This window comes from Gemmatimonadaceae bacterium (assembly GCA_020851035.1).
Lineage (GTDB): Bacteria > Gemmatimonadota > Gemmatimonadetes > Gemmatimonadales > Gemmatimonadaceae > JACMLX01.
Map to the genome: position 1 here is coordinate 364,742 of JADZDM010000021.1, position 24,194 is coordinate 388,935.

At 71.3% G+C, this 24,194-nt stretch carries 21 protein-coding genes; 5 read left to right on the top strand and 16 right to left on the bottom strand.

All coding sequences use genetic code 11. The annotated features are described in order from the left end of the window. Positions 1-173: 173 nt before the first annotated feature. From IT355_14300 to IT355_14315, 4 genes are all read left to right on the top strand, one after another. Positions 174-1,361 carry a M23 family metallopeptidase gene (locus IT355_14300; GenBank protein MCC7054436.1) on the top strand — a complete coding sequence of 396 codons (1,188 nt, stop codon included), beginning with the start codon at positions 174-176 and terminating at the stop codon, positions 1,359-1,361. Positions 1,362-1,587: 226 nt separating this feature from the next. Next, positions 1,588-2,985: a TolC family protein gene (locus IT355_14305; protein ID MCC7054437.1), complete on the top strand. Its 1,398-nt coding sequence runs from the start codon at positions 1,588-1,590 to the stop codon at positions 2,983-2,985. Positions 2,986-2,993: 8 nt separating this feature from the next. After that, a complete protein-coding gene (locus IT355_14310) occupies positions 2,994-4,166 on the top strand; it encodes an efflux RND transporter periplasmic adaptor subunit (GenBank protein ID MCC7054438.1) in 1,173 nt (390 codons plus the stop codon). Beyond that, a complete protein-coding gene (locus tag IT355_14315) occupies positions 4,163-7,333 on the top strand; it encodes an efflux RND transporter permease subunit (protein ID MCC7054439.1) in 3,171 nt (1,056 codons plus the stop codon). The genes IT355_14310 and IT355_14315 overlap by 4 nt, the downstream gene beginning before the upstream one ends. A gap of 70 nt (positions 7,334-7,403) precedes the next feature. On the opposite strand, the gene IT355_14320 is transcribed toward IT355_14315, so the two are convergent. The 16 genes from IT355_14320 to IT355_14395 all read right to left on the bottom strand — a co-directional run bounded on the left by IT355_14320 (position 7,404) and on the right by IT355_14395 (position 23,033). Then, complete coding sequence (locus IT355_14320; GenBank protein ID MCC7054440.1) at positions 7,404-7,892, bottom strand: hypothetical protein; 489 nt, start codon at positions 7,890-7,892, stop codon at positions 7,404-7,406. Continuing rightward, on the bottom strand, positions 7,889-8,569 hold the full coding sequence (locus IT355_14325) for an acyloxyacyl hydrolase (GenBank protein ID MCC7054441.1): 681 nt from the start codon (positions 8,567-8,569) through the stop codon (positions 7,889-7,891). The genes IT355_14320 and IT355_14325 overlap by 4 nt, the downstream gene beginning before the upstream one ends. A 240-nt stretch (positions 8,570-8,809) precedes the next feature. Continuing rightward, complete coding sequence (locus tag IT355_14330; protein MCC7054442.1) at positions 8,810-9,889, bottom strand: glycoside hydrolase family 5 protein; 1,080 nt, start codon at positions 9,887-9,889, stop codon at positions 8,810-8,812. A gap of 52 nt (positions 9,890-9,941) precedes the next feature. Further along, entirely contained in the window at positions 9,942-10,310 is a 369-nt protein-coding gene (locus IT355_14335; protein ID MCC7054443.1) for a DUF1801 domain-containing protein, read from the bottom strand. A gap of 27 nt (positions 10,311-10,337) precedes the next feature. Next, complete coding sequence (locus tag IT355_14340; protein MCC7054444.1) at positions 10,338-11,216, bottom strand: hypothetical protein; 879 nt, start codon at positions 11,214-11,216, stop codon at positions 10,338-10,340. A 184-nt stretch (positions 11,217-11,400) separates the two neighbouring features. Further along, entirely contained in the window at positions 11,401-12,075 is a 675-nt protein-coding gene (gene msrA, locus IT355_14345) for a peptide-methionine (S)-S-oxide reductase MsrA (protein MCC7054445.1), read from the bottom strand. Between the two features lie 242 nt (positions 12,076-12,317). After that, complete coding sequence (locus tag IT355_14350; GenBank protein MCC7054446.1) at positions 12,318-13,556, bottom strand: serpin family protein; 1,239 nt, start codon at positions 13,554-13,556, stop codon at positions 12,318-12,320. Between the two features lie 146 nt (positions 13,557-13,702). After that, a complete protein-coding gene (locus IT355_14355; protein ID MCC7054447.1) occupies positions 13,703-14,476 on the bottom strand; it encodes a transporter in 774 nt (257 codons plus the stop codon). A 174-nt stretch (positions 14,477-14,650) separates the two neighbouring features. Next, the gene (locus IT355_14360; GenBank protein ID MCC7054448.1) at positions 14,651-15,712 is read right to left on the bottom strand and encodes an alpha-hydroxy-acid oxidizing protein; all 1,062 of its coding nucleotides are present in this window, start codon (positions 15,710-15,712) and stop codon (positions 14,651-14,653) included. Between the two features lie 431 nt (positions 15,713-16,143). Beyond that, complete coding sequence (locus tag IT355_14365) at positions 16,144-17,307, bottom strand: ABC transporter permease (GenBank protein MCC7054449.1); 1,164 nt, start codon at positions 17,305-17,307, stop codon at positions 16,144-16,146. After that, entirely contained in the window at positions 17,307-18,431 is a 1,125-nt protein-coding gene (locus IT355_14370) for an ABC transporter permease (protein ID MCC7054450.1), read from the bottom strand. Before IT355_14370 ends, IT355_14365 begins: the two co-directional genes overlap by 1 nt. Further along, a complete protein-coding gene (locus IT355_14375; protein ID MCC7054451.1) occupies positions 18,431-19,189 on the bottom strand; it encodes an ABC transporter ATP-binding protein in 759 nt (252 codons plus the stop codon). The genes IT355_14370 and IT355_14375 overlap by 1 nt, the downstream gene beginning before the upstream one ends. Then, positions 19,186-20,130, bottom strand: coding sequence for an ABC transporter ATP-binding protein (locus IT355_14380; GenBank protein MCC7054452.1), 945 nt, complete (start codon positions 20,128-20,130; stop codon positions 19,186-19,188). Before IT355_14380 ends, IT355_14375 begins: the two co-directional genes overlap by 4 nt. After that, positions 20,127-21,071, bottom strand: coding sequence for an HlyD family efflux transporter periplasmic adaptor subunit (locus tag IT355_14385; GenBank protein MCC7054453.1), 945 nt, complete (start codon positions 21,069-21,071; stop codon positions 20,127-20,129). Before IT355_14385 ends, IT355_14380 begins: the two co-directional genes overlap by 4 nt. Further along, positions 21,071-22,333: a TolC family protein gene (locus IT355_14390; protein ID MCC7054454.1), complete on the bottom strand. Its 1,263-nt coding sequence runs from the start codon at positions 22,331-22,333 to the stop codon at positions 21,071-21,073. The genes IT355_14385 and IT355_14390 overlap by 1 nt, the downstream gene beginning before the upstream one ends. A 55-nt stretch (positions 22,334-22,388) precedes the next feature. Next, positions 22,389-23,033: a TetR/AcrR family transcriptional regulator gene (locus tag IT355_14395; protein ID MCC7054455.1), complete on the bottom strand. Its 645-nt coding sequence runs from the start codon at positions 23,031-23,033 to the stop codon at positions 22,389-22,391. Positions 23,034-23,336: 303 nt separating this feature from the next. On the opposite strand from IT355_14395, the gene IT355_14400 reads away from it, so the two are divergent. Further along, positions 23,337-24,032, top strand: a complete 696-nt coding sequence (locus IT355_14400) for a VIT family protein (GenBank protein ID MCC7054456.1) — start codon at positions 23,337-23,339, stop codon at positions 24,030-24,032. Positions 24,033-24,194 lie beyond the last annotated feature (162 nt).

A 24,194-nucleotide genomic window follows, 5' to 3' on the forward strand; every position in this document is an offset into this window, starting at 1 on the left:
ACGCAGCCGGGCGCGGCGGCCCGTCGTGTGCATGCGCCAACTTCGCGTCCGCGGCAGACGCTGTCGAGGGTGGCGGAACATGTGGGCGGCACCGTGCTGTAGAAGTTGGTTCACCGCCCGCACGTCCGCGGCACATCGCAGCACATCCGCAGCACACCGGCACCAGAGAGCCCATGCGCATCCAGTCCGTGCTCGTCGCCGGTGTCACGCTCGTGTCTGGTCTCGCCGCGTGCGGACCGGCTGGATCGCTTCGCGGGTTGCGGTCCGAGCCGCGCAGCGCGCACGAGCGGTACGCGCGGTCGCTGCGCGACGCGGGACTGGACTCCACTGCGATGGGACGCGAGTGGCTGGCGGCCGGCGACAGTGCGCTGCGTTCGCCGTACCAGGTCACGCTGCCGAGGCGTGAGATCGGGGTCTATTCGCGTGACGAGGCGCGTGCGGTGGCCTACAGCTTTCCGCTGCGGGCCGGCGAACGGCTGCGCGTCGAGTTGCGGGCGGAGGGAGAGGCGTCGCGGCTCTACCTCGACCTGTTCGAGGTCGGCACGGACTCGCTCCGCCCCTTCGACCATCTCGCGTCGGCGGGGCCGGCCACACCCGCCGACAGCGCGGCGCCGGCCCTCACGCTCGACGTCGAGGCGCCGCGCACCGGCATGTTCGCGCTCCGGCTGCAGCCGGAACTGCTGCGCCGCGGCCGCTTCGAGCTCTCCTTCCGCGTGGAGCCGACGCTGGCCTTTCCCGTCTCGGGGCGCTCGAACGCTGCCATCCAGAGCCTGTTCGGGGTGGACCGCGACGGCGGCCGCCGCGCGCACCACGGCATCGACATCTTTGCGCCGCGCGGCACGCCGGCGCTGGCGGGCGCGGACGGCGTCGTGCGCAGCATCGACCCGAATCCGCTCGGCGGCAACGTGGTCTGGCTGGCTGACGAACGCCGGAGCCAGGTGCTGTACTACGCCCATCTCGACCGGCACAACGTGGTTGCGGGCCAACGGGTGCGCCGCGGCGACACCGTCGGATTCGTGGGCAACACCGGGAACGCGCGAACCACCCCGCCGCACCTGCACTTCGGCATCTACCGCCGCCCGGAGGGTCCGATCGACCCGCTCCCGTTCGTCTGGGAAGTGCGCGATGCGGCGCTGGCCGTCACCGCCGATACGGCCCTGCTCGGACGACGGGCGACGCTGCGCCGCGGCGCGCCGTCGCGGTTCGCGCTGACCCCCGGCGGCGGGACCGCCGCCACCGGCGCACTCCGGCCCGCCGACAGCCTCCGGGTCATGGGCGCGGCGGCCGGCACCTACCGCGTGCAGCTCGACGACGGGCGCTCCGGGTACCTGCCGGCCGGGAGTGTGCGCGCGGCGCAGTGACGCACGGCCGGCAACGCTGCCCGCGCCGCGGGCGTAGGTGGAGGAGAGCCATCGAGGCCGGAACGCACGCCGGTAAGTTCAGGTGACGGCTACGTGACACCCTTCACCACGATTCATGCGGCGTCCCGCCCTCCCGACTCCCGCTCTTTTCCGTGCGACGGTGCTCATTGCCGTCGCACTTGCTGCCTCTGGATGCGCCACGGCCCCACCGGCGACGGTCGGCGGCGTGGCGGCGACCAGCCCGTCGCCGGCCCGTGCGTGGGCCCCGGCACCCCGGGCCGGCGAACGGCTCAGCGCCGGCGAAGTCGCCCTCTCGACCCACGGTGCGCCACCATCGACGCCGTCCGGCCCCGGCGACCTGACCCTGGCCGACGCGGTGGACCTGGCCCTCGGCAACAGCCCCGCGACCAGGCTCACCTGGGCGCAGGCCCGGGCCGCCGCGGCCGCATACGGCTCCGCCAACGGCCGGTTCTTCCCCACCATCACGGCTGACGTCACCGGCGGCCCCGCACGCGCCATCTCGGCCAACCCGGCCCGCTTGCCCGCCGATCGCCGCACGCTCGTGCCGTCCGTCTCGCTGCAATACCTGCTCTTCGACTTCGGCGGGCGCACCGGCACCTCGCGCGCGGCACGCGAGGCCCTCTTCGCCGCCGACTTCGCGCACAATGCCAACCTGCAGGCCGTCATGCTGCAGACACAGCAGGCGTACTTCGCACACCAGGCGGCCACCGGCGTGCTGGCGGCCGCACAGGCCACGGTCACCACCGCGCGCCGCAACCTCGAGGCGGCAGACCGTCGGCACGAGGTGGGCCTGGCGACCATCGCCGACGTCCTCCAGGCGCGCACCGCACTGGCACAGGCGGAGCTCACCGCACAGGGTGCCGACGGCGCACTGCAGGCCGCCCGCGCCACCCTCGCGCTGGCGATGGGCATCGAGGCCAACCGGCCGTTCACGGTGCGCGCCGACAGCACCGAGCTCCCCATCCGCCCGCTGGCGGAGAGCGTGGACTCGCTCATCGCGCGCGCAGAACGGGATCGTCCCGACCTCGCGGCCGCGCGTGCCCTGGTGCGCCAGGGTGAGGCGCAGGTGACGGTGGCCCGCTCGGCGCTGCGGCCGACGCTCACGATGGGCAGCACGGCGGGCCGCAACTTCGCCAACGTCGCCACCCTCGAGGGCCAGACCTACGCCCTCACGCTCGGCCTGCAGATCCCGATCTTCAGCGGCAACGCCCGACAGTACGACGTGGTCACTGCACGCGAGAACGCCGCCGCCGCCGCCGCGCGCGCCGAGTTGTCGCGGGTCCTGGCGGCGGCGCAGGTCTACACCGCGTACCACGCGCTGCGAACGGCTGCGCTGCGCGTGACCACGTCGCAGGCGCTGCTGGCCACGGCCACGCAATCCGAGCAGGTGGCGCGCGGGCGCTACGCCGAGGGGGTCGGCAACATCCTCGACGTGCTGCTGGCGCAGAATGCGCTCGCCGATGCGCGGGCGCAGGCCGTGACCGCGCGCTGGACCTGGTTCTCCGCTCTCGCGCAACTGGCGCGCGACGCCGGTGCGCTCACTCCCGCCGGCCCCGCCGGCTTCCGATTTTCGCAGGACTCCACCGGTGGGACGCCCCGATGAGACCGTACGTGCACCCGACTCTGCCGCTCGCCACGCTCGCGGCGGCGGCATTCACCGTCGCTGGCTGCGCCAAGCCGGCGGCCCCGGTGAAGCCACCCGTGGCGGTGACGATGGGAGTCGCCGAGCGGGGAGAGGCCCCGTACGTGGTGGCCGCGAACGGGGTGGTGGAACCGATGCAGTCGGTGGCCGTCCAGAGCCAGGTGGGGGGCCAGCTCACGCGGGTGCACTTCCGCGAGGGCGACGAGGTCACCGAGGGACAGGTGCTTTTTTCGATCGATGCGCGGCCCTACGCGGCGGCGCTGGCGCAGTCGCGCGCCCTGCTCGCGCGGGACATCGCCCAGGCCGAGAATGCGAAGCGCGATGCCGAGCGCTTCGCGGCGCTGGTGGCACGGGACTACGTGACCAAGTCGCAGGCCGACCAGGCTGCGGCGAACGCGGCCGCCCTCGCCGCCGTGGTCGAGGCGGACCGGGCGACGGTCGAGACGCAACGCTTCAACCTCGACAACGCCACTATCCGCGCGCCCATCAGCGGCAAGACCGGCAGCCTGCTGGTGCGCGCGGGCAACCTCGTGCGTCCCGGTGCCGCGCCGCCGCTGGTGGTGATCAACCAGATCCGGCCCATCCTGGTGCGCTTCGCGGTGCCGGATCGCGAGTTCCCGGCGGTGCAGCGGTATGCCCGGGGGAAGGCGCTGGCGGCGCGTGCCATCCACAGCAACGGCGATGGGTCCGCCGCAGTGGGGTCGTTGAGTTTCGTCGACAACGGTGTCGACAGCACCACCGGCACCGTGGTGCTCAAGGCGCGCTTCGACAACGGCGACCGCCAGCTCTGGCCGGGCCAGTTCGTGCGCGTGGAGCTGGAGCTCTACAGTGACACTGACGCCGTGATGGTGCCGACGACCGCCGTGCAGACCAGCCAGAGCGGCACGTTCGTGTTCACGCTCGACGGCCAGGGCAAGGCCGTGGTGCGCCCGGTGACCGCCGGCCGGCAGGTGGGGGAGCGCACGGTGATCGAGAAGGGGATCGCGGTGGGTGAGCGGGTGGTGACCGATGGCCAGGGCAAGCTGGCGCCGGGCTCGAAGGTGGCGGTCAAGGACGCGCCCGCCCCGGTGCGCGGCGATGCCCCGGTCCGTGACGGCGCGACGGCCCGGCCGGTGGAAACCCGGGGAGGAAGCACGCCGTGAACTTCACAGCCCTGTTCATCAAGCGGCCGGTCATGACCACGCTGGTGATGCTGGCGATCCTCGCCTTCGGCACGATGTCGTACCGGCAGCTCGCGGTGAGCGACCTGCCGAACGTGGACTACCCGACGCTGACGGTGGCGGCGTCGCTGCCCGGCGCCAGTCCGGAGACGATGGCCGCCGCCGTGGCCACGCCGCTCGAGAAGCAGTTCACGACCATCGCCGGCATCGACAACATGGTGAGCAGCAGCTCGCTCGGTGCCACCAGCATCACCCTGCAGTTCACGCTCGACCGCAGCATCGATGCCGCCGCGCAGGACGTGCAGGCCGCGATCTCGAAGACGATGCGCGAGCTGCCGCCCGGCATCGTGCCGCCGTCGCTGACCAAGACCAACCCGGCCGACGAGCCGTTCCTGTACCTCAACCTGCGCTCGCGGACGCTGCCACTCTCGGCGCTCGACGAGTACGGGCAGACGGTGCTCGGCCAGCGCATCAGCACCATCAGCGGCGTGGCGCAGGTTACGATCTTCGGCAGCCAGAAGTACGCCGCGCGCATCCAGGTGGACCCGCGCGCGCTGGCGGCGCGTGGCATCGGCATCGACGAGGTGGCGACGGCGGCGGCCCAGGGCAACGTCAACCTTCCCACCGGCGTGCTCTGGGGGGCCGACAAGGCCTACACGCTCAAGGCCGACGGGCAGCTCGAGAACGCGGCCCAGTTCGGCGAGCTGATCATCGCCTACCGCAACGGGAATCCCGTGCGGCTGCGCGACGTGGGCCGCGTGAAGGACGACGTGCAGAGCAACCGCGTGGCCGCCTGGTTCAACGACACCCGCTCGATCACGCTGGCGGTGCAGAAGCAGCCGGGCACCAACACCGTCGAGGTGGCCGAGGCGGTGAACGCGCTGCTGCCGGTGCTGCGGGCGCAGATGCCGGCCTCGGTGCAGATCGAGACCTTCTTCGACCGCTCCGAGGGCATCCGCGAGTCGGTGGCCGACGTGAAGTTCACGCTCGTCCTCACGCTCTGCCTCGTGGTGCTGGTGATCTTCCTGTTCCTGCGCAACGTGCAGGCCACGATCATCCCGAGCCTCGCCCTGCCGATGTCGCTGGTGGGGACGTTCAGCGTGATGTGGGCGCTGGACTACAGCCTCGACAACCTGTCGCTGATGGCGCTCACGCTGGCCGTGGGCTTCGTGGTGGACGACGCGATCGTGATGCTCGAGAACATCGTGCGCCACATCGAAATGGGAAAGACGCCGCTGCAGGCCTCGCTGGATGGCGCGAAGGAGATCGGCTTCACGATCCTCTCGATGACCGTCTCGCTGACGGCGGTGTTCATCCCGCTGCTGTTCATGGGCGGCATCGTGGGGCGGCTCTTCCACGAGTTCGCGGTCACGATCGCGGCGGCGATCCTGGTGTCGGGCTTCGTCTCGCTGACGCTGATCCCCATGCTCTGCGCGCGCTTCCTGCGCGGCGGGTCGCATGGCGAGCAGGAGATCCACAACCGGCTGTTCGACCTCTTCGAGCGCGGCTACGAGGCGGTGCTCCGCTTCTACGAGCGCACCCTGCGTTGGGCGATGGGGCACCGTCGCAGCGTGATGGTGTTCTCCGCTGTGACGCTGGCGGGCACGTTCGTCCTCTACGCGATGGTGCCGAAGGGCTTCATCCCCAGCGAGGACACGGGGCGCGTGCGGTCCAGCACCGAGACGGCGCAGGGGACCTCGTTCGAGGCGATGGTGCAGCACCAGCAGCGGGCCGCCGAGCGCGTGCGGCAGAACCCATACGTCGATGCGGTGCTGTCGAACATCGGCACCGGCTCCGGCAACTCCACCGGGCTGCCGAACCAGGGTCGCCTCACGGTGCGCCTCAAGCCGCGCGACCAGCGCCCGCCGGCCGACGAGATGGTGCGCATGCTGTCGCGGGAGACGAGTGACATCCCCGGCATGTCGGTGTACTGGCAGAACACGCCGATCATCCAGCTCGGCGGCCGCTCGGCGAAGGCGCTCTACCAGTACACGCTGCAGGGTGCCGACCTCGACGCGCTCTACCCGGCCGCGCAGGCGCTCGAGACCCGGATGAAGTCACTCAGCGGCCTGACCGACGTCTCCACCGACCTGCAGATCCGCAATCCGCAGGCCTCCCTCACCATCGACCGCGACCACGCGGCGCGCCTTGGCGTCACCGCCGAGCAGATCGAGCAGGCACTCTACAACGCCTACGGCTCGCGCCAGGTGAGCACGATCTACACACCGAACAACCAGTACTGGGTGATCATGGAGCTGCTGCCGGAGTTCCAGACCGACCTCTCAGCGCTGGACCTGCTGTACGTGCGGTCGCGCAGCGGCACGCTGGTGCCGCTGAGCAGCGTCACGACCACGAGGACCACCATCGGTCCGCAGCTCGTGAACCACACCGGCCAGATCCCGTCGGTCACGCTGTCGTTCAACCTGCGCGAGGGGGTGGCGCTGGGCGAGGCCGTGGAGCAGGTCGAGGGCGCCGCGCGCGAGGTGCTGCCCGATGGCATCACCACCGGCTTCGCCGGCGCCGCACAGGCCTTCCAGGACACGCAGCGCGGCCTGGGCGTGCTCTTCATCGTCGCGATCTTCGTGATCTACATCGTGCTCGGCATCCTCTACGAGAGCTTCATCCACCCCATCACCATCCTCAGCGGCATCCCGTTCGCGGCCTTCGGCGCGTTCCTCGCACTGATCCTCACGAAGACGGAGCTCAGCGTCTACGCCTGGGTGGGCGTGATCCTGCTGGTGGGGCTGGTGAAGAAGAACGCGATCATGATGATCGACTTCGCGCAGGAGGCGGAGAAGCGGGAGGGCACGAGTGCCTTCGACGCCATCTTCGAGGCCTGCATGGTGCGGTTCCGCCCGATCAGCATGACGACGATGGCGGCGCTGGTGGGCACGCTGCCGATCGCCCTCGGGGCCGGCGCCGGCGCCGAGTCGCGCCGGCCGCTGGGCATCGCGGTGGTGGGCGGGCTGGCTTTCTCGCAGCTGGTGACGCTGTACGTGACGCCGGTGGTGTACACCTACTTCGATGGCGTCAGCCGCCGCGTCCGGCGCCGCAGCGCAGCGCGCGATGCGGCGGCGACCGCGGCACGCGTGCCCGCGCCGGCCGGCCAACCGGCCACGGCATCGGTCGTCGCGCCGACACCCAGCTGACCGGTCACGGGGACCGGGACTTCATCCCCGCGGTCACGGGGACGGGGATCGTGAACACGCTCACCAGCGGTCAGTCGCAGGATTGCCGCAGCGCGTGGAACCGGCCCACCACCCGCACCCGCGAGCGGACCGTGTCCATGGCGCCCGTCACCACGGGGTGGCCCACCGTCCAGTCGATGTGGCCATCCACCGCCACGCTGTCGGCACGCGTGATGGTGGTCGTGCCACGCACGAGCGGAAAACTCGAGCCGATCCCGGAGACATTCAGGTAGCCGCGCGTGGAGAACCGCACCCGCGGCAGCGTGTAGGTGCCCACGGCCCAGCCGGAGAACGGCGTCTGGATCACCAGCACACCGAGCCCGCTCGCATCACGGAAGTTGACGCCGATCGGCTGCACGCACGCCTGGCGGTCCAGGCGGATCGCGATCTCGCGACGCATGCTGTCCACCGTGATGTGCCCGCTCGCGTGCACGGATGCCGCACCCACCTGCACCGGCGCCGCGTCCTGGCAGCCGACGCAGAACAGGCTACCGACGAGTGCGATCCGTCGCCACGTCATCGCGGCAGGCGCGCTGTCCACTGGTATCCCGCGTACACGAGGTTGCCGTCCAGCCCCGGATTCGCGAATGCCGTGCCGGCGTTGGAGAGGTGGTGGTACTTGTAGCCGAGTTGCGTCCACTGGTCACGACCGGTGCGGATGCGCACGCCGCCGCCCGCCTCGAGCGTGAAGTTCGTGCGACGCCCGGTCACGTCGGGGAACGCACGGGAGAAGATCAAGCCGCCGCCCGCCGAGGTGAGGAAGGCGCTCACCCGCCGCCCCGCCGGCGTGGAGAGTTCGAGCCCGAACGGGGCCACGCCGAACGCATACGCCCGCCGAGGCAGGCGCGGGAGCCCTGCCTCATCGAGGTCGGCGTCGAACCGGGCGGCCTGGCGGTCGCTCACCACCACCAGCGGCAGCAGCTGGGCGATGTAGTTGATCGACACACGACCCATCCGCAGCACGGTCGTTCCCGCCTGCAGGCCCAGCATGACGTGGTCGCGCGCCGGCATCGTCCCCAGCACGCCGTTGCCCGGTGAGCTGCGTGCCGCGCCGAGGTAGGCACCGACCTGCCACGTCGCGCGCGCCGTGCTGCCGCCCACCGCCTGCGCCTCCGCTGCCGCGGTGCACACCGGCAGCACCAGCAGCAGGCTGGCGCGGACCACGGCGGCGATGTGTGCGAAGCGCAGTGTCGTCACGGCGGGCGCGGGCGATTCGGGGGAGGAACGGCGGCGGTGCCACGCCGCACACCGCGCGTGGACCGGTCCCCCATCACGACGGGCCGGCGCGAGGGGAGCGGGAAGAATCAGCCCGGGCGCAGCGTCAGCGTCAATGTCGCGCGTGCACGACAGTCGCCACGCCGCCATGCCACCCCGGTGCCGCCCCCGCCTGCGCAACGACCGTGCGCGCCGGGGACGTTCGGGCGTCCCACCACGCGGTCACTCGCCGAACAGGGCGTCGCGAAGTGCCACCCGGTAGTCGCCGGTAGCGGGATCGAAGAAGCCGAAGCCGGCCGCGAACTCCCAGTACGCCCACGTCATGCCACGCGATTCCATCGCGGTGCGGAACGCACGCGTGTATGCCACGCGTGATGCGTACGGCCCCCTGTCGTACGAGCCGAACTCGCCGATCCACACGGGGCGTCCCGACGCCTCGCGCCAGCGCTGCGCGCGGTCCAGCGGCGCCTCGAGCTGGGCCAGCTGCGGCAGGCTGCAGCAGGTCACCCCCACCTGGTCCTGCAGCCCCACCCAGCCGGCGCCCTGGTGCGTGAAGGTGAACGGCTCGTAGTTGTGGATGGTCACGAGCAGGCGCTGGTCCACCGACGGCAGCGCGAGGTTGTCGAGCTGCGAGGCGTTGTTCCACCCTACGGGACCGATCACGACGTACCGCGCGGTGTCGACGGCGCGGATCGCCGCCAGCGCCTGCGCCAGGAGCATGTTCCAGCGTGCCGCCGTCATGTCGCCATGCGGTTCGTTGTAGAGCTCGAACAGCACCGTCACGGGACGGCTTCGATAGCGCGTGGCGAGCTGCCGCCAGATCGCGACGAACCGTGCCTCGATCACTGCCGGTGCCACCGCGAACTCGCCGGCATCGAGGGCATCGCCGTCGAGCTGCCGGTGGTGGTGCATGTCGAGAACGATGCGCAGGCCGCGCGCGAGTGCCGCATCCACCGCCCAGTCGACCCGCAGCATGAACGCCTCGTCCAGCGCATACGGCGCCGTGGCAGCCGCATGGTTGCTGAACCGCACCGGGAGCCGGATCGTGGTGGCGCCGGAGGCCTTCGCCGCGTCGAACAGCGCGTCGCTGAGGCGCACACCCCACGCCCCCTCCGACGGCCCCTCGAGGGCATTGCCGAGGTTCACCCCGCGGCCCAGCTCACGCGCAACGGTCGCGGCATCGCCATGCACGATCACCGGCGTGACCACCGGCACCGGCTGTGTCGCCGCGCCGCCGTCGCCGCAGGCGGCCAGCAGCGGCAGCAGCAACGGCAACAGGATCGACACGGGGCGGCGGCTCATCACGGGAGACGGACCGTCGCCCGCCAGGTCACCATTGCATCCCCGCGGCGGGTCAATCCACCTCGGCGTTTTCGGCAATCCGCGCCCGCACCAGCTTCTTCACGAGCGCCGCCGGGAGCGGCGCGTCCGGCGTGAAGCGGATCGTGCCGGTGCTCGTGTCGAACGCCGCCAGCTCGGCCGCGAAGCGCGCCACCAGCGTCGAGCTCATGGTGTAGAACGCGCAGTGCTTCTTCGTCGCACCGAAGCCGACCAGCATGCCATCCTGCCGGAACGCGGGGATGGCATAGCTGATCGTCTCCTCGGCCGACGGCGCGGCCGCGCGGATCTGCCGGCGCAGCGCCGTGAGCGCGGCAGCCTGCGCGGCGGGCAGGCGCGCGAGATACTCGTCGATGGTGGCGGGCTTCGAGGCAGTGGAGCGCATGGGGTCGCGTGCTGCTGCCGGCGATGCTCAGCGTGTGCCCAGCTTCTTCCGCGCCCACGGACGCGCGAAGGCCGCTGGCGGGTTGTGGCCGGTGGAGAGGTCATACGCCTTCTGCACCAGCGGCGCGGCAGCCGCCGCGTCACCCTTCTTCTCGTACGTCATCGCCAGCAGCGCATGCAGGAACGGGTCGTTCGTGTTGCCCGGCATCGCCAGCGCGCGCGACAGTTCCGCCTCGGCGGTGGCGAGGTCGTTGGTGTACAGCGCGACGTAGCCGACGAGGTACGGGTAGAACCGCGCCTGCTGCGATGCCATGGCGGTGTCTGCGTCCAGCAGCGACTTCGCCACCTCCACCTGCTGCTTCGCCTCGGCGGCCCGGCCGCGCCGTGCCGCGATGCGCGCCCGCGCATGCGCCAGCCTGAATTCCCACAGCGACACCGGGTGCGTGCGCGGGGTGGGTTCGCGCAGGCCCAGCTCCGTCCCGCGACGATACATGCGCTCGGCGGTGTCGATGTCGCCCGCATCGATGCAGACCCGCGCCGCCTCGTTGGCCATCTCCCCCTGCTGGTAGAACGCGTTCTGCGGCTCGGCAGCCTCGCGCGTCTTCCAGTAGGCGATGACCAGCTCCTCGTAGCGCACCGCCTCCCGGCACTGGCCCTCGAACGCGTGCGACAGCGCCATGCGACGCTGCGCGGCCGCCTTCGCGGCGGGATCCGGGGCCCCGTCGATCAGTCGCTGGAAGATCACGCGCGCCGCGATGTGCTGGCCATCGGTGTCGAGACGCGACGCCATGCGCAGGCTGTCCGCGCGCGGCGACGCGGGCGGCGCTCCCTGCGCATGCGTCGAGATCGGGGCGGTCGCGAGGGCGAGGGCGCCACCGAGGAGCAATCGGGCAACGTGGACAGTCATCGGAGTCGAGCTGTGTGGTGACCTGTGCGGCACGGGAACCGGCCGCCGGACGGGAGAATGACCGGGCAGTGTGCGCGCCACGGCTCCTGTACGATGCCCTCCCGGACCGGTGCGAACCAGTGGGCCCCGCGACGCACGCCACGTCCGATCCCGCGCGCCGGCGTGCGCCGGCCGCAGGGCCTCCTCAGTTCCCCGTGAACAGCTCCGGGAGACGCCGCTTGAGGAGCTCCAGCTTCGGCAGGTCGTTCAGCACGATGTACGGCTGGTCGGGATGCTGCGCCAGGTAGTCCTGGTGGTACGCCTCGGCCGCGAAGAAGCCGTGCAACGGCTCCAGCGACGTCACGATCGGTTGCCGGAAGACCCGGGCCTTGCCCAGCTCCGCGATGTACGCCACCGCGGCGGTCCGCTGCGCGTCGTTGGCGAAGAAGATCGCGGAGCGGTAGTGCGACCCGACATCCGGCCCCTGCCGGTTCAGCTGGGTGGGGTCGTGGGCGATGGTGAAGAAGACCTTCAGCAGCGTGCCGTAGGAGACCACCGCCGGATCGTACGTGACCTCCACCGCCTCCGCATGCCCGGTGGTCCCGGTGCCGACCTCCTCGTACATCGCCGTCTGGCGGGTGCCGCCGGCATACCCGGACACGACGCCGGTCACCCCCTTCACGTGCCGAAAGACGGCATCAACGCCCCAGAAGCACCCACCTGCGAACACCGCCGTCTGGGTCCCGATCGCGATCGACGGGGCATCACTCATCGGCTCCGGCACCGTGGCATCCGCGCTGCTCGCCGCCGCCGCGCTGCCGCACCCGAGCAGGACGGCCATCGGTGCGGCGGCAAGGAGGCGGAGGAGCGGTGGCAGCATGGTCGTGGAGGCGTCGGTGAGGCCGGCACAGGCTCAGGGGGTGCACGGCGCCGTCACCGTGGCCTGTCTCCGGGCGCGGGCTCCCGCACCCGGCACCGGGCGCCTCACAGGGCGCAGATTGGCACGATCCCCTGCAGCGCTCGCAGCATACACCGCGCGCACAGGCGCCCGCAATGACGCGACCGCCGGAGCACGCGCCGGGCGGCGGCCCGACGGCGCGGCGACCGCCCGGCCGGCCGCCGTCAGGCGGCGACGGGCTTCACGACCTTGCCGAGGAAGAGCACCGTGCCGGTCAGGCGGTCACGGATCGCGAAGAGGAACGGCCTGTCGATCACCAGCGCCGGGATCGGCCCGGCCGAGGTGGTCCGGATCGTGATCGCGGTCACGGCCGCCGCCTCGGTGCCTTCCTCGTTCACGTCCACGAACACCTTCTGCAGCACGCTCGACACGAACCGCTCGGTGCTCGGGTCGCGGAACATCGGGTTCAGGTCGGCGGTCGCGAACGGGCGCGGCATGCCGATGTCGGAGAGCGCACGCTGCAGTTGACGGGTGACCTCGAGCCGGAACTTCGGGAGCTCGACCAGCATCGTGGTGCTCGCCGCGGGCAGCCCGGCGACGGTCGCCTGCCAGCCGGCCGGCGTGAGCGTGTCCACCAGTGCCTCGATCCGGCCGAGCGGCGGCATGACGATGGTCATCACGAATGCATCGCCCCCGTAGGGCAGCTCGCCGACGACGGTCCCGTCCCCGAGCAGCGTGGCCCGTGCCAGTCCGGCGGGCGCACTCATCATCTGCACCGGGACCGACGCGCCGATCCCGGTCGCAAACGGTGCGCTGCGTGTGGCGGACGGCGCGAACTGCGCACGCCACTTTCCCTTGAAGTAGGTGGCGTTGACGAGGATCGCGATGTCGAGGCGATCGAACCCGTCGACGATCGTGCGGATCCGGGCATTCGTCGCGGCCGAGACCCAGGCGTTGATCCGCGTGACCGTCGCCGGATCCACCAGGGACGCGGTGTCGACCGTCGCCCCGAAGGTCTCCGCCACGCGCTGCGAGAACGTGGTGGACGGCGGCGACCCACGATCGAACCAGGCCGCGTTCGCGAACGTCATCGTCACCGACGGGTCGAGCGTGCCGAGCAGCGGGATCAGCGCCTTGTAGGCGGCATTCACCTCGCCCAGCCCGGTGCTCCCGAATCCGAGCGTGCTGCGCACCTGCGCCAGGGTCTCCCCTTCAGCGCCATTGAGCAGCATCCCCAGCGCGAGGGATGCGGAGACGGGCGAGAGCACGAGGTTCTGGTCGCGCGCGGTCTGCGCATTGACGCTGCGGAAGAGCGTGAGCCCGAACGACGTGGTGGCCGTGGCTGCCACCTGCTCGGCACCCGAGAGCGCACGCGGGAGGGTGGTGATCAGGGGTGGCACGGGATTGGGTTCCGTGCTCCCGCTGCACGCCGCGACGAGGATCGCGCCGGCTGCCCACACCATCCGCCCACACCGCTGCACGTCCCGCATGACTCCCCCCGTTGCCGGTGCCATGATGCGCGACACTGCGCATCCGGCGTGGGTACTGCGGCGCCCCGGGGGGGGTCACACGCCGCGGCGCGTGCGGAGCGCCGCGGCAACCGCCTCCGCTACCAGCGTCGCGACACGCCCACGCCGAGCTGGAAGCTGGACGGTGTGCCGGAGATGGCGCGGGCCACCCAGGTGTCGAGCTGGAGGTGGGCGGCGGGAACGAACGTCAGCCCGGTGTTGAGGTACTGCGAGTCCGGGCCGTTCCGGCGCGTGCCGCTGTACTCGACGTACGTGTTCAGCGTGCCGGTCAGGGCGCGCGACAGGCTCGCACCGCCGCCGAACTCGCGCGTGCGCGCCCCGTCGCCGGCCACGCGGCTCGCCACGCCGGTGTTGGTGACGAGCGCGAGCTTCGCGGGGAGCTGCCAGCCAAGCGACGCCGTGAGTTGCGGCTCGACGCCGGAGCGCCCGAAGGCACCGCCGGTCGGGATGTTCGAGCTTGCGATCATGGAGACGGCCGGCAGCAGCGACACACCCGCCGGCGCCGACCGGAGGCGCACCTTGGTGCCGATCGAGGCATCCTCGAAGCCGTGCGTCACGGTGCCGCCGGCACGATCGAAGTCGAGCGAGCTGAAGCCGACGCGCAGTTCGGCGCGCGAGCTGAGTCCGATCCGGAGCAGCGACTCACCGATCGCGAGATGCTGGAACCCGGGTTGGCGCTGCAGCGACGTGCCGGCTTCCAGTTCGCTGAAGCCGCGCGGCATCACGGACGGGCCGGTGGTGAACCCCGGTCGGTCGGGAGCCAGGGTGCCGGGCGAGGCGGGCAGGTCGCGCGTGGAATCGGTGACCTGCTGGGACTGGAGCGTGGCGGCGAGCAGCGCGGCGGCGATGAGCATGGGAGTCGGGCGACAGGGGAGAAGCCCGCACGTCGGCGCCGCGGTGCGCCTGGCAGGACTCCCTGCCAGTCTCGACCCTAGCGGGCTCATCCTTTACACTCGAGCCGCTCGTGTCGCTCGCCCACCCGGTCGCGCCGTCTGTTTCCGGACGCGCGCCGGGGTGCATGCCACTCCTCAGACGATCAGCGACCGATCGAGTGACGCGAGGCTCGGCGCCCCGGCCAGCGCCATCGAGAGCGCGAGATCGTCCCGGATCAGCGACAGCACCCGCCGCACGCCGCGCTCGCCATCCACGCCGAGCGCCCAGAGGTACGGCCGGCCGAGCAGCACGGCCCGCGCACCGAGGGCAATCGCCTTGAGCACGTCGGTGCCGCGGCGGATGCCCCCATCGACGTAGACCTCCGCCTCGCCGCGGACGGCATCCACGATCGGCGCGAGCGCGTCACACGAGGCGATGACGGTGTCGAGCTGCCGCCCGCCGTGGTTCGAGACGGCGATGGCCCTGGCGCCGTGCTCGAGGCAGCGCCGCGCGTCGGCTGGGGCGAGCACGCCCTTCACCACCACCGGCAGGGATGTGATGCTGCAGAGCCAGCGCAACGCCTCCCAGCTCAGCGACGGGTCGAACTGGTCGTTGATGTACTTGAGGAGGGCCGAGCCGGACTCGGTGTCCTCGATGGCCGCGTCGAAGTTCGCGGCACGGATGTGTGCGGGCACGCGAAAGCCGTTGCGGTGGTCGCGCTCGCGGTTGCCGGGGCGCTGCACGTCCACCGTCACGCAGAGCGCCGCGTATCCCGCCCGCTCCGCGCGCTGCACGAGCGCACGCGTGACCTCACGATCCCGGTACACGTAGAGCTGGAACCAGCGCGGTGCCGGCGCCGCCTGCGCCACCGCCTCGAGGGAGTACGAGCTGAGCGTGCTGAGCACCTGTGCGATCCCCTCGGCGGACACCGCCCGGGCCACCGCCAGTTCCCCGTCGTCGTGCGCGAGGGCGTTCAGTGCACAGGGTGCCGTGATCACCGGCATCGTGATGGGCTGTCCGAGCACGGTGGTGTGCAGGTCGCAGGCCGACACGTCCACCAGCACGCGTGGCAGCAGCCGCACGCGCTGCCACGCCGCCTCGTTCTCACGTACCGTGATCTCGTCGCCGGCGCCGCCGGCGTAGTAGTCGTACACCGGCTGCGGCAGCACCTCGCGCGCACGGTCCTCGAAGTCACGCATGTTCAGCAACGGGGTCATGCCCTCACCTCTGCGCCGCGGGTCCATGCCGCGGGCGATGACGCCGCGCAGCAGTCAATGCATAACGTCGTGGCCGGGGTGCGCCAGTGCGGGGTGTGCCCATGCGAAACGTGCGTGCCGCGAATGTACGGTTCGGGGGGGGAAGATCGCTGGTTCCCACGGAGCCACGGAGACCACGGAGTGCACGGAGAAGAACTTGGGGGAACTGCGCGCGCGACTCGAGGGCCGCGTCGACGCACGCAGTTCCCCTACAAGGCAGTTGTCGTTCTCCGTGCACTCCGTGGGCTCCGTGGCTCCGTGGGAACCAGGATTGCCCGAGCCACACCGCCCCCGCGCGACCCGCACGAGTCTCCGTGTCTCGTGCCACCCGTGTCTCGTGCCACCCGTGTCTCGTGCCACCCGTGTCTCGTGCCACCCGTGTGCCGCGCCACTCAGGCCGCCCGCTTCCGGTACTGTGCCACCGCCAGCGCGAGGATGCCGGTGCCGAGCAGCGCCAGCGCGAGCAGCTGCCGCCACACATCGGCGATGCCCGCCCCCTTGAGCAGCACGGCGCGCACCATCGCGATGAAGTGCATCATCGGGTTGAGCTGCGCCACGACCTGCACCCACGACGGCATCGCCCGGACCGGCGTGAACAGCCCGCTCATCAGGATGTAGACCATCATCAGCGAGAACGTCACGAACAGCGCCTGCTGCTGCGTGTCGGAGACGGTCGAGACCCACAGCCCAACGCCGAGTGCGGCGAGCAGGAACACGCCGGCGCCGAGGAACAGCAGCGGCAGGCTGCCCTCCATCGGCACGCGGAAGACCACGGCAGCCACCAGCACGCCGACCGCGAACTCCACCAGCCCGATCACCCACAGCGGCAGCAGCTTGGCGGCGATGAACACCGCCGGCCGAACCGGCGTCACGTTCAGCTGGTCGAGTGTCCCGGCCTCCTTCTCGCGCACGATGTTCAGCGCGGTCATCAGTGTCCCGATGAGCGTGATCAGCTGGACCAGGATCCCGGGCACCATGAAGCGGCGGTAGTCCAGCGAGGGATTGTACCGTGAGCGCGTCCGCACCTCGATCACCGGCCTTCCGCGCACGGGCGCCGCATCCCCCGCGCCGTGCACCACGCCACCGCGCCGAGCCGGCTGCCACGTCTCTCCCCCCAGCTCGCGCGCATGCCGCGAGATGATCTCCGCGGCATACGCCTGTGTCACCCCCGCCTGCGACCCGTTCTCGGCGTTCAGCACCAGCTGCAGCACGGCATGCCGGTCCCGCACCACGTCGCGCGCGAATCCCGGCGGGATCACGAGCATCGCAGTCGCCGCGCCCGAGAGCAGCGCATCCTCGCCCGGCGCCGCCACCACCGACCACCCGGCCACCGCGAACCGGCCGCTGGCCGTGAACCGGTCTGCCAGTGCCCGCGCCGCCGGCGTGTGGTCCTGGTCCACCACCCACAACTGCGCCGTCTTCACCTCGAAGGTCGCCACGTTCGACAGCACCAGGAGCTGGATCATCGGCATGATGAAGAGCATGCGCAGGATGACCGTGTCCCGCCGGATCTGGAGGAATTCCTTCCGCAGCAGCACCCGCAGCGCGCGCCACATCAGGACAGCCGCACCGAGGTGCGCCGGATCGCCAGCGCCAGCAGCACCACCAGCATCAGCAGCAGCACCGAGAGCTGCGGCCAGAGCAGCGAGACCCCGACACCCTTGAGCATGATGCCGCGCACGATCTCGATGAACCAGCGCGCCGGCACGATGCCCGTCACGAACTGCAACGGGCGCGGCATGCTCGCCACCGGGAAGATCAGCCCCGACAGCATCGTGTTCGGCAGCATCATCCCGCCCAGTGCCGCCAGCATGGCGGCCAGCTGCGAGGAGGTGACCGCCGCGATCAGCACGCCCACGGCCAGCCCCACCAGCGCGAACAGCATGCTCGCTGCCAGCAGGAGCACCACGCTCCCGCGAAACGGCACCCCGAACACCAGCCACGCCGCCAGCAGCACCGTCACCACGTTCGCCATCGCCAGCGCGAGGTAGGGGAGCACCTTGCCGATGATGATCTGCCACGGGTGCAGCGGCGAGACCAGCAGCAGCTCGAACGTCCCCTGCTCCTTCTCGCGCGAGAGTGAGATCGCCGTCATCAGCGAGGTGACCATCGTCAGGATCAGCGCGATCAGTCCGGGCACGAACAGGTTCACGCTCTCGAGGGTGGGATTGAAGCGCATCCGCACCCGCGTCTCGAGCGTCACCGCCCCCGGTGCGGCGCCCAGCGACGCCTGCCAGTCGCGCAGCACGGCGCTGGCGTAGTTCTGCATCATGGTCCCGGTGTTCGGGTCCACCGCATCCGCCACGACCAGCACCCGGACCGCCTGGCCCGCCGCCAGTGACGCCGCCATCGCCGGCTCCAGCACCACCCCCACGTCCACCCGGCCGGCACGCAACAGCGGCTCGAGCGCCGCCGCCGTCGCGATCGGCGGCAGCAGGAGGAAGCGCCCGCCATGCTCGAAGCGGGCACGCAGCGCCGCCGCCGCGGCATCCGGCGCCGGCGCCACCACCCCCACGCGCACACTGGTGATGTCGGTCCGGACCGCGAACCCGAACAGCAGCAGCTGCGCCAGCGGCAGCAGCAGCAGGATGGCGAGCGTGCGCCGGTCCCGCAGCAGGTGGCGCACCTCCTTGCGCATGAAGGCCATCAGCGCCTGCCAGGCCCCGCCGCGGCGCGACATCACCCGGGCACCGGCACCGCCGGCCCCCGCACCAGCCGCACGAACACCTCGTCCAGCGTCACCACGCCGAACGTCGCCTTCAACTCGCCCGGCGTGCCGATCGCCGCCAGCCGCCCGTCCACCATGATCGAGAGCCGGTCACAATACTCCGCCTCGTCCAGGTAGTGCGTCGTGACGAACACCGTCGTACCGCGCGCCGCCACCTCGTAGATCATCTCCCAGAACTGCCGGCGCGTCACGGGATCCACGCCCCCGGTCGGCTCGTCGAGGAACACCACCTGCGGCTCGTGCAGCAGCGCGACCGAGAAGGCGAGCTTCTGCTTCCACCCCAGCGGCAGCGCGCGCACCAGCACCGTCGCCGACGCGTCGAGCTGCAGCTCGCCGAGCATCCGCTCGCGCCGCACGCGGATGGTGGCATCGTCCAGGCCGTAGATCCCGCCGTACAGCTCGATGTTCTCGCGCACGGTGAGGTCGTCGTAGAGCGAGAAGCGCTGGCTCATGTACCCGATGTGTGCCCGCACCTGGTCGGTCTGCGTGCGCACGTCGAAGCCGGCCACCGTCGCCTCCCCGTCGCTGGGCGCGAGCAGCCCGGTGAGGATCCGGATCGCCGTGGTCTTGCCGGCACCGTTGGCGCCAAGGAAGCCGAACACCTCGCCGGGTTGCACCGCGAACGAGACATCGTCCACCGCCGTGAAACTCCCGAAACGCCGCGTCAGCCCGCGGGCGACGATGGACGGTGCCGCTCCGGTGTCGGTCACGCGGCGGCCGGCTCGCGCGTGCCCATCAGCTCCATGAACGCATCCTCGATCCCCGGTGCCACCGGGTCGATGCCGATCCCGCCGATGCCGGCTGCCGCGAGGTGCGCATGCAGCTCCGCCACCAGCGCCGCCACCGGCAGCCCAGTGCGCGTGTCGCTGAAGTGCACCGACTCACCGAACGGGTACGCCGACGCCACGTGCGGGTGCGCGCGCAACGCCCGCAGCAGCGCCGCGCGCGGCGTCCCCCGCACGGCCAGCAGCGGCCGCGGGAACCGGTGGCCGACATCGGCCGGCGCATCGATCGCCAGCACGCCGCCATCCTGCATCAGCGCGATCCGGTCGCAGCGCGCCGCCTCGTCCATGTACGGCGTCGACACCACGATCGTGAGCCCCGACCCGCGCAGCTCGGCCAGCAGGTCCCAGAACTCACGACGCGACACGGCATCCACACCGGTCGTCGGCTCATCGAGCAGCAACAGCTCCGGGCGGTGCACCAGCGCACAGCAGAGCGCCAGCTTCTGCTTCATGCCACCCGAGAGCGCCCCGGCACGACGGTCGCGGAAGGGCTCGATCTGCCGGTAGATCGGGTCGATCAGCGCGCGCCCCTCGGCCACGCTGGTGCCGAACACCGAGGCGAAGAACGCGAGGTTCTCCTCCACGCTCAGGTCCGCGTACAGCGCGAAGCGGCCGGGCATGTAGCCCACGCGCGACCGGATGTCCCACAGGTCGCGCACCACGTCGCGGCCGAGCACACTCGCACTGCCGGCGTCTGGGAGCACCAGCGTCGTGAGGATGCGGAAGAGCGTGGTCTTCCCCGCCCCGTCCGGCCCCACGAGCCCGAACAGCTCGCCCGCCCCGACCTCGAACGACACGCCGGCCCGCGCCGTCACGGCGCCGTAGCGCTTCACGACGTCGCGCACGATCACGGTGGGCGCGGTCATCGCGACGGCGTGGACGCGGCCACCGGTGCGGCGGACAGCGTGACGTCGGCCGGCATGCCGACCTTGAGGTGACCATCGCGATGGGCGACGCGCACCTTCACCGCGTACACGAGGTCACCACGATCCTCGCGCGTCTGCACCGGCGTCGGCGTGAACTCCGCCCGCGACGACACCCACGTCACGTCGCCGGTGAAGGACTCGGGCGCGCCGGCGTCGCCCACCGTCACCGCCACGCGCGTGCCGAGCCGGAACGACGTGAGTTGGCTGCCGGTGACCCAGGCACGCAGCGTGAGCGTGTCGAGGTTCGCGATGCGGTAGAGCGGCTGTCCGGCCCCCACCATCTCGCCGGTGCGGGCGTAGGTCGCGAGCACGGTGCCACCCACCGGGTTGTGCACCGTGGTCCGCGCCAGGCGATCGGAGAGGCTGGCGATGCGGGCCTCGAGGGCGTCGATGTCCGCGCGGCTGCGATCGATGGCGGCGCGGCCCCCCTCCAGTTGCGCCGCCAGCACTCGCACGTCCCGCTCGGCCTGGTCGCGCTGCATCGCCGTGGCCGCCTGTGCGGCGAACAGGCGCTCGACGCGGGCACGCGTGCGTGTCGCGATCTCGCGCTGCACCTGCAGCGCCGTGAGCTGGTCAGTGCCTTCCCGCCGCCTGGCCACGAGCCCGGCCCGCTGCGCCACGAGCTGTGCTCGCTCGAGCGCCAGCGGCACGGTGTCCACCTGCGCGACCACCGCACCCGCGGCCAGCTCGCGCCCCTCGACCGGCGCGAATGCGGTGAGCTGCCCCGCCACCTCGCCGCCGACCACGACCTCCTCGGCCTCGAAGTTGCCATAGGCGTCGGCAGGTGCCGGTTTCGTGCACGCGGCCACCAGCAGCAGCGTACCCGCCAGCATGACGCGCCGGCCACGGGCGCCCGATAGCATTGCATGGATGATCTGCATCAGCGGACCTCGAGCCCCATGGTCGTGAGGTAGCGTGCACGCGCCTCCTCGAGCCGGACGCGGCGTGCGTCGCGGTCGAGTTGCGCCGAGAGATGTTCGGTGAGGCGGGCGATGTAGTCGGCGGCACTGACCTCGCCCTCGTCGTGGCGCACGCGCGTCTCGCGGAGGATCTGCGCGCGCAGGGCGACGATCGAGTCGTCGGCCGCGAGCCCACCGGCCAGCGCGCCGATCTGCGCCCGCTGCGTGACGCCGGCACGGCGCAGCGCGTCGCGGAACGCGCGTTCGTCGGCACCGATGAGCTCCGCCTGCAGTGCCTGCACTTCCAGCTCGCGGCGGGTGCGCCCCCACGTCCACGGACTCCACTCGACCTGCAGGCCCGCCAGGAAGTAGGCGTCGAAGGCGCGATTGAGGGCGTTCAATCCTGGCCGCCCATACCCTGTCCGCCCGAAGACCGACAGGCGCGGCAGGTCCTGCGCGCTGGTCGCGGCGCGGCGGGCGTCGAGCGTGGCACGCGCCCGGTCGAACTGCGCGAACTCGGGTCGATCGCGACCCGGAGTGTCCGTCGTTCCGGCCGATGCGCCGCCGGCAGCGACGCGCGATGCCAGGACGACCGTCGACACGATGCTGCGCCCGGTGAGGAGGCCGAGCACCTCGCGGGCCGCATTTCGCTCACTGACGATCTCGTCTCGCGCCTGCCGGCGGCGCAACAGCTCGGTCTCCAGCAGCAGCGCTTCGCTCGGCAGGGCGGCTCCGGCCGAGACCCGCGTGCGCGCCATCGTCAGCCGCGCGTCGAGGTCGCCGATCGCGGCATCCAGCGAGCTGAGCTGACTGGATCGCAGCAGCGCGCCAAAGAACGCCTCGTTCACCGCCACGCGCTGCTGCCAGAGCGCCGTCCGGACCCTGGCAGCGGACTCGGCTTCACCGGCTCTCTCGACTGCGGCACGACCGGCACGCGTCGGATCGATGAGGGGCTGTCGGACCGTGAGGTACAGGTCGTACTGGTCGTGCGGCGGCGCCGGGACCGTCAGCGACGGCATCAGTGCCCCCACCGACACGACATCGGAAACGTACTGGGCCGTTCCCGTCACTCCCACGGCTGGCAGCCGCTCGCGCCGCAGCGTCTCGAGGCGGCTCGCTGACTGGCGGGACAACAACCCAAGCTGGATCCCGCGCGGGTCGGCCTGTTCTGCAGCGCGCTGGAGCTCGTCCAGATACAGCGTGTCACGCGGTACCTGCGCGAGTGCGGTCGTCGCCGTGAGCATGAGCGCGACCGTAACTGTCGCTTTGATGATTTGATTGTGGTTCGATGAATGCATCTCAGCCTCGCAGGGCTCGCATGATGAACCCCGGCAGTTCGCGGCGCCGCTCGTCGAGGATTGCCTCGAACTCCGCATCGCTCGCCCCCAGCACCGTCGAGATGATGGGCCGGAAGACGAACGGGAAGGCGACCAGCGACATCACGTTCATGAACAGGAAGCGGGGCGCGACAGGCCGCATGGTCCCGGCCGCCACCTCGGCGTCGATCAGCGTCCGCAGCCGTGTGATGGCCTGGCCCGCCACCGACGCCGGTGCCGATCCGACCGCCCGCTGCATCAGCAGCTCGAGCCGCGCCGGATTCTGCTGCGCCTCGGCCAGCAGGTACCCGGGGAGGTATGGCGTCGCCCGGACCGTGTCGATGTAGACCTGCACGAACCGCCGGATCAGCTCCTCGAGGCTTGCGGTCGGGTCCGCCACGACGGCCAACGCCGGGAACAGGCGCCCCGCCGCCTCCAGGAAGATTCGCTCGGCCAGCGCCTCCTTCGACCCGAAGTAGTAGTGAATCAGCGCCTGGTTCACACCGGCCTCGGCCGCAATCTCCTGGACCCGCGCACCGGCCGTCCCACGCCGGATGAAGACCCTGCGGGCCCCCTCCAGGATGCGTGCCTCCGTGTCGAGATCCGCCCCCCGCGCTGACCGGGTCACCCTCGAACGCCTCGTCTCCATTCTGCCAGTTGCCATCGTGTTAACTGTTTGATTAAACCATAAGACCAATCTGTGCGACGCCCCGGCTTACGCAAGGGCGGACCTCCCCCCTTGCCTCCTCGCTCGGACGGGATGCGTGACGGCGGTCAGACTCCACGCATCCTGCGCCCCACCGGCCCACGGCGCTCCCCTCCGGCTGCCCGACAGACATCCAACTGCGGAAGGAGGTAGGATGCCGCATCGGCGTACCGGTGCGACTGCAGCGCGCGCTATGCAGTCGTCCGCTTCCTGAACCGGGTTGTCATGCTCGTCCACACCGAAGGACACAGGACCTCGCACATCGGCTGGCTTCGCGCCGCCGTGCTGGGCGCGAACGATGGCCTGATCTCCACCAGCAGCCTCGTGGTCGGCGTCGCGGCGGCACAGTCGGATCGGGCGCCGGTGCTGCTGGCAGCCCTCGCCGGCCTGGTGGCCGGCGCACTGTCGATGGCGGCCGGAGAGTACGTGTCAGTCAGCTCGCAGTCGGACACCGAGATGGCCGACATGGAGCGCGAGCGGAAGGAACTCGAGATGCAGCCCGACTTCGAGCGCGCGGAGCTGACGGCGATCTACGAGGCGCGCGGCCTCACCAGGGAGCTCGCCGCACAGGTCGCCGACCAGCTCATGGCGAAGGACGCACTCGGCGCGCACCTGCGTGATGAACTCGGACACTCGGAGATGACGAAGGCCCGACCCATCCAGGCCGCACTCTCGTCGGCGGCGGCCTTCGCCGTCGGTGCGTTGCCACCACTGCTGATCGTCCTGTTCGTGCCGCTGGCCTCGGTCTCGCTCGCAGTGACCGGGGTCACGATCGCACTGCTGGTGGGCCTCGGTGCACTGGCAGCCTGGATGGGCGGCGCGCCGATGCTGCGGGGTGCCGTCCGTGTCACCTTCTGGGGCGCTGTGGCGATGGGCGCAACGGCCCTCGTGGGTCGCCTCTTCGGGACATCCGTCGGATGATGCAACGCGGCGCACGGCACACGGTCGCCGCCACTCGCCGACGCCCGTGCCGCGAGTGCCACCGGACATCGCCGGGCGCGACGGGCTGACAGACGCGCACGCGAAACGGCAGCCATCGTGACCCTCCCGCCACGCTGACTGCCGCTTCCAAACCGCAGGCCG